Annotated in this window: 6 protein-coding genes and 1 pseudogene; 4 read left to right on the forward strand and 3 right to left on the reverse strand. The window is 48.1% G+C overall.

Annotated features, from left to right (window positions below):
• The 4 genes from JUK32_RS27195 to JUK32_RS27210 form a co-directional block, all read left to right on the forward strand.
• On the forward strand, positions 1-688 hold a 688-nt coding region (locus JUK32_RS27195; RefSeq protein ID WP_375541611.1), incomplete at its 5' end, for a class I SAM-dependent RNA methyltransferase.
• 411 nt (positions 689-1,099) lie between these two features.
• On the forward strand, positions 1,100-2,740 hold the full coding sequence (locus JUK32_RS27200; RefSeq protein WP_204142031.1) for a Mu transposase C-terminal domain-containing protein: 1,641 nt from the start codon (positions 1,100-1,102) through the stop codon (positions 2,738-2,740).
• A gap of 12 nt (positions 2,741-2,752) precedes the next feature.
• Positions 2,753-3,565: a TniB family NTP-binding protein gene (locus JUK32_RS27205; RefSeq protein ID WP_204142032.1), complete on the forward strand. Its 813-nt coding sequence runs from the start codon at positions 2,753-2,755 to the stop codon at positions 3,563-3,565.
• Positions 3,565-4,062, forward strand: coding sequence for a TniQ family protein (locus JUK32_RS27210; RefSeq protein ID WP_204142033.1), 498 nt, complete (start codon positions 3,565-3,567; stop codon positions 4,060-4,062). The genes JUK32_RS27205 and JUK32_RS27210 overlap by 1 nt, the downstream gene beginning before the upstream one ends.
• A gap of 7 nt (positions 4,063-4,069) precedes the next feature.
• Here the strand turns inward: JUK32_RS27210 and JUK32_RS27215 are convergent.
• From JUK32_RS27215 to JUK32_RS28305, 3 genes and pseudogenes are all read right to left on the reverse strand, one after another.
• Positions 4,070-4,951: pseudogene (locus tag JUK32_RS27215) on the reverse strand (cysteine desulfurase family protein); the annotation flags it as partial.
• 49 nt (positions 4,952-5,000) lie between these two features.
• Positions 5,001-5,756, reverse strand: coding sequence for a hypothetical protein (locus tag JUK32_RS27220; protein ID WP_204142034.1), 756 nt, complete (start codon positions 5,754-5,756; stop codon positions 5,001-5,003).
• A gap of 106 nt (positions 5,757-5,862) precedes the next feature.
• A complete protein-coding gene (locus JUK32_RS28305; RefSeq protein WP_204142035.1) occupies positions 5,863-7,263 on the reverse strand; it encodes an HNH endonuclease domain-containing protein in 1,401 nt (466 codons plus the stop codon).
• Positions 7,264-7,474 lie beyond the last annotated feature (211 nt).

Here is a 7,474-nt window from a genome sequence, read left to right on the forward strand (position 1 = left end):
TCACGCCATCGTCAGTCTCGACAGTTCCGGCGAAAGCCTGCACCGCCGGGGCTATCGGCCTGCCGTCGGCCAAGCGCCCCTGAAAGAATCCCTCGCCGCCGCGCTGATTTACCTGTCGGGGTGGCAGCCGGAACAGGCGTTTTGTGATCCGCTCTGTGGCTCTGGCACGTTGCCCCTGGAGGCGGCGCTGATCGCCGCCAATCGCGCGCCGGGCTTGTTTCGCGATCGCTTCGGCTTTGAGGGCTGGCCCGACTTTGACGCTCAATTGTGGCAACGGTTGCGCCAAGAAGCGGAAGCGGGGCAAAAAGAAACCTTGACTGTGCCGATTTTGGGCTGCGATCGCGATTCTCAGGTGATCATTCAAGCCCGGAGCAACGCCAAAAACTGTCAGCTATCGGGGCCAATCGCCTTTCGAGAGCGCGAGTTATCTGAGGTCGAAGCTCCCGCCGACAGCGGCATCCTGATTTGCAATCCGCCCTATGGGGAGCGCTTAGGCCGGGACGAGGATTTGGGCGCGTTTTACAAGCTGCTGGGCGATGTCCTGAAGCAGCAGTTCAAGGGCTGGACGGCCTTCGTGCTCAGCGGCAACAAAGCGCTGGCGCAATCCATCGGCCTCAAATCATCCCAGCGCATGCCCGTCTTCAACGGCAGTCTCCCCTGCCAGTTGTTGAAATACGAGCTGTATTAGTGGCGGAGGGGTTGGGACAGCCGTCTCGGCTGTCCATTAAAGTGCTGGATGTCCACTGCCGACACAAATGTGTGGTCGATGACAAACAGAGCGTGACTTGACAAATGTCGGGTAACGCAGTATTGTCACCTTAACGCGCTCTTGTCGTCGAGCCAAAATCAGCCCAAACCTTTTCATCTCAATGGGTTTAGCGACTTCAATACAGTTTCGGCCAGTTCTATCAATTAACAGAATAAATGACGCATCCTAGAAAGTTAACGCAATGGGTGTCGCTTCTTTGAATCTGAAATCGCCTCAGTAATAACGCACTCTTTGTCGCCTCTTTGCGGCTTTGTCGGATCTAACAAATTAGATGACATATCTTGGCGGCTATAGTACATTTGGTTCAATTCACTTGTACTAGGTGACTCCATGGAACTTGTTAATCCAGATGATCTGAATTCAGTAGAAGCCAGGCTCAAGCTAGAAATTGTTGAAAAGCTTTCAGAGCCCTGCGATCGCAAAACCTATGGTGAACGGCTACGGAGTGCGGCTCAAAAGCTAGGATGCTCTGTTCGTTCTGTGCAGCGGTTGATGAAGAAATGGGAGGAAGAAGGCATTGCCGCCTTAATCGATTCAGGTCGCACAGACAAAGGGAAGCCTCGGATTGCTGAAGATTGGCAGAAATTCATTAAGGAAGCGTACAGCAATGGTAAGTGTACGCCTGCTCAAGTCTTCACCAAGGTACGTCAAAAGGCTCGACAGGAAGGCTTGAAAGACTATCCCAGCCACATGACTGTCTATCGAATCCTGAGACCAGTGATAGAAGCTAAGGAGCAAAAAGATAGTATCCGCAACTTGGGATGGAAAGGCTCGCGTCTAGCACTCAAAACCCGTGATGGCGAAGTATTGGAAATCGAATATAGCCATCAGTGCTGGCAGTGCGACCATACCCGAGCCGATATTTTGCCAGTAGATAAGTATGGGCATCAGATGGGGCGACCCTGGCTGACGACTGTTGTCGATACTTACTCTCGGGCGATTGTAGGTATCAATCTGGGGTACGACGCTCCTAGTTCACAAGTAGTGGCACTAGCCTTGCGTAACGCGATTTTGCCCAAGCAGTATGGAGCAGACTATAAGCTCTACGCTGATTGGCCTGCCTACGGTACCCCTGACCATCTATTTACGGATGGGGGAAAAGACTTTCGGTCTAATCATCTCCGGCAAATTGGATTGCAGCTTGGATTTATCTGTCATCTGCGCGATCGCCCTTCTGAAGGTGGCATCGTTGAAAGACCGTTTGGAACTATCAACACCCAGTTTCTCTCCACTCTGCCAGGGTATACAGGTTCCAATGTCCAAGACCGTCCTCCGGAAGCGGAGGCGGAAGCCTGTCTAACCTTACAGGAGTTGGAGAAGCTCTTAGTTGCCTACATCGTGAATACCTACAATCAACGATTGGATGCCCGTATGGGTGACCAAACTCGCATACAGCGGTGGGAGGCTGGACTCCTTAAACAACCTCGTGTTATTCCTGAGCACGAACTGCATATCTGTCTGATGAGACAGACTCGCCGCACCATTTATAGAGGTGGCTATCTCCAATTTGAGAATTTGGCTTACCGAGGGGAAGCATTGGCTGAACATGCTGGTGAGAATATTGTGCTTCGCTATGACCCGAGAAACATCGCACAAGTATTGGTTTATCGTCACGACCCCGACCGTGAGGTATATCTAGGAGTTGCTCAAGCCCTAGAATTTGAAGGCGAAGTGCTAGCCCTAGATGATGCCAAAGCCCATAGTCGGCGCATTCGTAAGGATGGTAAGGCTGTTAGTAACGACGCCATGTTGGACGAGATGCGAGATCGCGAGGCATCCGTCGACCAAAAGAACAAGTCTCGTAAAGAGCGCCAAAAGGATGAGCAGGCAGACCTGCGTCCGGCAACGCCTCCCATACTTGGGCCAAACGCCTCTGATGAGCCATCTGTTGACGTACAGCCGGATGAGTCACCAGAGGATTTGGACATCCCGGAGTTTGATATCTGGGATTTTGACGATGATGATGCTTAAGTGGAGGCCGAGATGATTGCATTGCAAGATCAAGAAGTTCAGGCTCACATCGAGCGTCTGCGCCGAGACAAGACGGTTGCCCTAGACTCCGTAAAGCAGGCCCACAATTGGCTGAAGCGTAAACGTAATGCTCGGCAGTGTGGACGGTTAACAGGGGATTCCAGAACTGGGAAGACCAAGACCTGTGAATCTTTTCTGAAACTGTATGGAGAGCCAGATTTATCTGGCAGGGTGCCGATCATTCCTATTTCATACGTTCATCCCAAGCAGGAATGTACCTCTCGTGAGCTGTTCCGAGAAATTCTGGAGCAGTATGGAGATGAGCTGCCAAGAGGCACGGTTGGGGATGCGCGGAGCAAAACTCTGAAGGTTTTACGGGCCTGTAAAACAGAGATGCTGATGATTGACGAGGCTGATCGCCTCAAGCCTAAGACCTTTGCTGACGTGCGCGACATCTTTGACAAGTTGGAAATCTCCGTCATCTTGATTGGGACCAAGCAGCGGCTAGACCCGGCTGTTAAAAAGGATGAGCAAGTCTTCAATCGGTTTCGGTCTAGTTATCGCATGGGGACGATTGCAAATAGTCAGCTCAAGACTATCGTGGGGCTTTGGGAGCGGGACATTCTCAAGCTGCCTGTACCTTCTAATTTGACATCTGAAACCATGCTGAAAGTGCTGCGTAAGGCGACTGGCGTATCCAAGAAGGGTTACTATATTGGCCTGATTGATATGGTGCTAAGGGAAGCTGCCATTCGTGCTTTGGAGAAGGGACAGAACAAAATCGAGCTGGAAACCCTCAAAGAGGTGGCGGAGGAATATAGCTAATGGTGATGCCGCAAATTCCCGCCTGGGTGTTTCCAGTAGAGCCCTATGCAGGAGAGAGTCTGAGCCATTTCTTGGGTCGTTTTTGTCGGGAGAACCATGCCACGTTGAATCAGCTTGGCGAAAAGACTGGATTAGGAGCGGTGTTAGGGCGGTGGGAGAAGTTTCGGTTTATCCCGCCGCCGAGTGATGCGCAACTGGCGGCCCTAGCCAAGCTAGTGCGGTTGGAAGTTGACCAAATAAAGCCAATGCTGCCACAGGAGGCGATGCAAAATCGGGTGATTCGGCTATGTGCGGCTTGCTATGCGGAGGAGCCCTATCATCGGATCGAATGGCAGTATAAGCTGGCAAATCGGTGCGATCGCCACCATCTACTCCTGTTATTGGAATGCCCAAACTGCAAAGCTAAACTGCCGATGCCGTCAAAATGGGCCAATGGTACCTGCAAGCGCTGCCTCACACCTTGTGATCAAATGGTTGCGCTGCAGAAAGGTGTTTAGCAGGATCCTAGACTGCCATTGCTTCTCGAACAGCGTGAACCGTTTGGCTCAAAATCTCGGCGGCGGCATCAACTTCGGCGTCGGTGGTGAATTTGCCAAGACCGATGCGTAGGGAGCCTTCGACGATCGCTTCATCAAGGTTCATGGCGCGGAGAACGTGGGAGGGAGCCTCGACGCCGGAGGAGCAGGCTGAGCCAGTAGAAATGGCCAGCTTATGGCGCACTCTGGCGATGACAGCACTGTTGGGAATACCAGGGATGGAGACATGGAGATTTCCAGCAAGACGGTTTTCCTGATCGCCGTTCACGACGAGTCTCGGAATTTTGTCCGTCAGAAGTTGTTGGAGGCGATCTCGCTTTTCCCCAATTGCTCTCTCATCTTCTTCTATCTCCAAAGTCCGAAATCGACAAGCTTCTCCTAAACCAACGATTCCAGGAAGGTTCAAGGTGCCTGAGCGCAAGCCTCTCTGATGTCCTCCTCCGTAGAGGATTGGTTCTAAGGGGTGCCCTCGTTTGACAACTAGAGCCCCAACACCTTGAGGGCCATAGAACTTATGGGCAGAGAGGGAAAGCATTGTGATGCCCCACTCTTGGAAGTGGATAGGAACTTTGCCGACAGCCTGTGAAGCATCGCACAGGAAAGGAACGCCGTAGGTTTGAGCGATGTGGGCAATTTTATCAATCGGGTAAATAGTGCCGACTTCGTTGTTAGCGGCCATGACGCAGAGTAAATGAATGCCACTGGCGCAGGCTTGCTCTAGCTGAACCAAGTCGATGCGTGCTTGGGTATCAACTGGCAGGATTGAGAGCTTGACACGCCCCTGTTCTTCGAGAGCAAGACAGGTATCGAGGACGGCTTTATGCTCGACAGCGGAGAGGGCAATGTGAGGATGAATGCTTTTGTTTTTTCAACCTTTGAAATGACATCTTACATATACGTTAATCTATCAATTCAAAAATTCTAGATAGGTTAGCTGAAGGAAAGATCTCATAGTTGTTCACCATGTCTACTCCTGATGATTTTAATGGAGTTCTTGATACTCCATCTTTGGCTCTAAGTTGTCGAAACTGAGGATATTTTTTTCGAAACCCCTTCAATTCTGCATACCATTTTCTCGCTTCATAAGTGACCTGATTCGGCATAATGACTATAAAAAAATAAGAGTTTATTTGAACCATTCTAAAAGTGACACCTTCTTTAGCAAGTCTTTCATCTGGGACTCTTGACCATCGCAAAACATCAGGCTCAATTTCATCAACATCCTGGATACGAGGATCATGCTTTTCAGAGTTCTTGATTTTATACGGAAGGACTAAGGTTAAAAAAATATTCAAGCCTTTAGGTCTAACGTCCTCACCCAAGATGTATTTTGAGTAACTTTCCAAAAGGACTTCATCTGGAGCGTTAGTAGCCCTGGCTGAGTTATAAGAGACTTTGAGAAGCCATCTAGCTAACTTGTCAAAATCATATGTAAAATCAATCCTTTTTTCTGGGCTGGCAAACTTATATATATACCTGTCATATAGTTGTAAAAAATAGGAATCCAGTTCTGAAAGGGGGCCGTTATTGCAGTTTCTGCAAACATCTCCGATGGTTAACTCACCTCCAATGAATTTGTCTGCTTTAGAGGTATATCGAGAGGGCTTCTCGCCGCCCCTCTCCCTTTGCTTGCGATCAGTCAGAGATTTAGGCATGATGTGCTCCCTTGTAAGAGAGCTAAATTCTTGTTTGCAAAAAGCGCATGCTTTCATTAAAAACAAGCTCCAGGTATTGCATGAAATCTTCAGTTTCTTAAATGTGCTAGTCGTTTAAAAAATGCCAGTTTTGCCGGAAACCCTGATTAGAAGCCAATGTCAACAATGGCCTCATTGTTCTTTCATAGGCATTTTCTAACTCTTCCAACTCTAGGAGCTTCGATTTCTCTGAAATTCCTAGCCCTCCAAGATAAGGTTCGACAACTCCAAACCATTGTTTTTCACCTAAGACCTTCTTGGTCTCATGAAGTCCAACAAATTGAAGATTTATAAAATCTTGAAAGAATTTTTCATCAGGCAAATTATTCGACTTTGCTGAGTTCACTTGTGGCAGTGTTGGTATAAGATTCCATAACTCATCATGAGCTATAAATGACCAAGGTAAATAGTGATCGAGGGAAAACTTGTTAGGATCAATCAACTGATTTGAATATATACACTGTAGCTCCTGAGATTTTAGAACTAATTTCCAATACTTAGTTTGTTTGTCTAATGAGTCTCGTTTACTAGGCATAAACAACTTGTTAGATATTGCAGGAGTGCTAGGATTACGCTTCTGCATATAGTTCAGCCAATTCCAAGCTGTCCAATCGCGCACGATTACGTAATGTTGCTCAAGATAGTTCGCCCAGTCTGAATGGATAAGAATTGATTGGCAGTCTTTATATTGTGTCGAGTCAAATTTATAAAGTGGCTTATGAGTTTCAAAGCATCTTTCAGCAATTTCAGGCATGGCTACATCAAGCTGATTACCTTTGCCACGACTCAAATCAGCTAATTCTGTTTCGACAAACGGAATTATTAAGCGGAAAGGGACATATCGTCGCAGGTGTGAGACAACATCCTTTAAATTCTGAGAAGAAATTGACTTTCTAAGTAGTATTTTGTCCGTGTCTCTGAACTGAACGATTGGTTCCTCAATGAACAAATTCAAAGAATCTAGCTTTTGAGCAATCTTATCCTGTGAGCCAAAAGACAACTTAAAAAAGGTATGGGGGAACCAGGCATTTGCCAGCATCTCTACAATTAGTTCTTGAAAGCTAATCGGTGATAGCACCTCAAAGTGGCGTCTTTTCAGAATGTCAAGCAGTGATAAGAAGAATAGATACTTATAAGAATTTGTAGTTTCACCAAAAAGGCGGGTCAGGGCAGAGACGTTTACCTGCTCTGATAGCGGCAAGCGCTGCCCTGACATGGCTTCAAACTCATTTGAGGGCATCTGCGATGGACCGCCCAAGTACAAGCGAATAAACTCGTCAGCCGCTTCAGGCTCCAGATCTCTGAGGGTTTCCACGATTCTGAAGACTGTTTCAGCCGTCGGGTCGGTCTGCTCATGGAACCAGCGAAAAACAATAGGGCGTTCAACTTCGAGCGCTGATGCCAATTTACTCTGGCTTATGCCATGAGCCTTGAGTACTTGCCTTAGTGCTACGCCTGCTCTACCCATGTCACAGATTATGGCAAAGCAAGCCCTGAAAGTCGTTAACTTGTATGCTAACTTCTCTGGATCTTGTGTTATCTTATGTGATAACTTTTGCTGGGGTCACAAAACAGGGCTGTAAAAGATGAGCACAAATGCTTTTATTAAATGTCAAGTACATAGGCGTGTCGCGACAACTACATAGGCGGATGAGTCGTCGGCAAAGCGCGATCGGCAG

This window comes from Halomicronema sp. CCY15110, assembly GCF_016888165.1.
Lineage (GTDB): Bacteria > Cyanobacteriota > Cyanobacteriia > Phormidesmidales > Phormidesmidaceae > Halomicronema.

What these genes read in the sequence shown, in the direction of transcription:
- JUK32_RS27210 (WP_204142033.1), top strand. Translation starts at nt 3,565, where the DNA reads ATGGTGATGCCGCAAATTCCCGCCTGGGTGTTTCCAGTAGAGCCCTAT.
- JUK32_RS28305 (WP_204142035.1), bottom strand. Translation starts at nt 7,263, where the DNA reads ATGGGTAGAGCAGGCGTAGCACTAAGGCAAGTACTCAAGGCTCATGGC.
- JUK32_RS27200 (WP_204142031.1), top strand. Translation starts at nt 1,100, where the DNA reads ATGGAACTTGTTAATCCAGATGATCTGAATTCAGTAGAAGCCAGGCTC.
- JUK32_RS27220 (WP_204142034.1), bottom strand. Translation starts at nt 5,756, where the DNA reads ATGCCTAAATCTCTGACTGATCGCAAGCAAAGGGAGAGGGGCGGCGAG.
- JUK32_RS27205 (WP_204142032.1), top strand. Translation starts at nt 2,753, where the DNA reads ATGATTGCATTGCAAGATCAAGAAGTTCAGGCTCACATCGAGCGTCTG.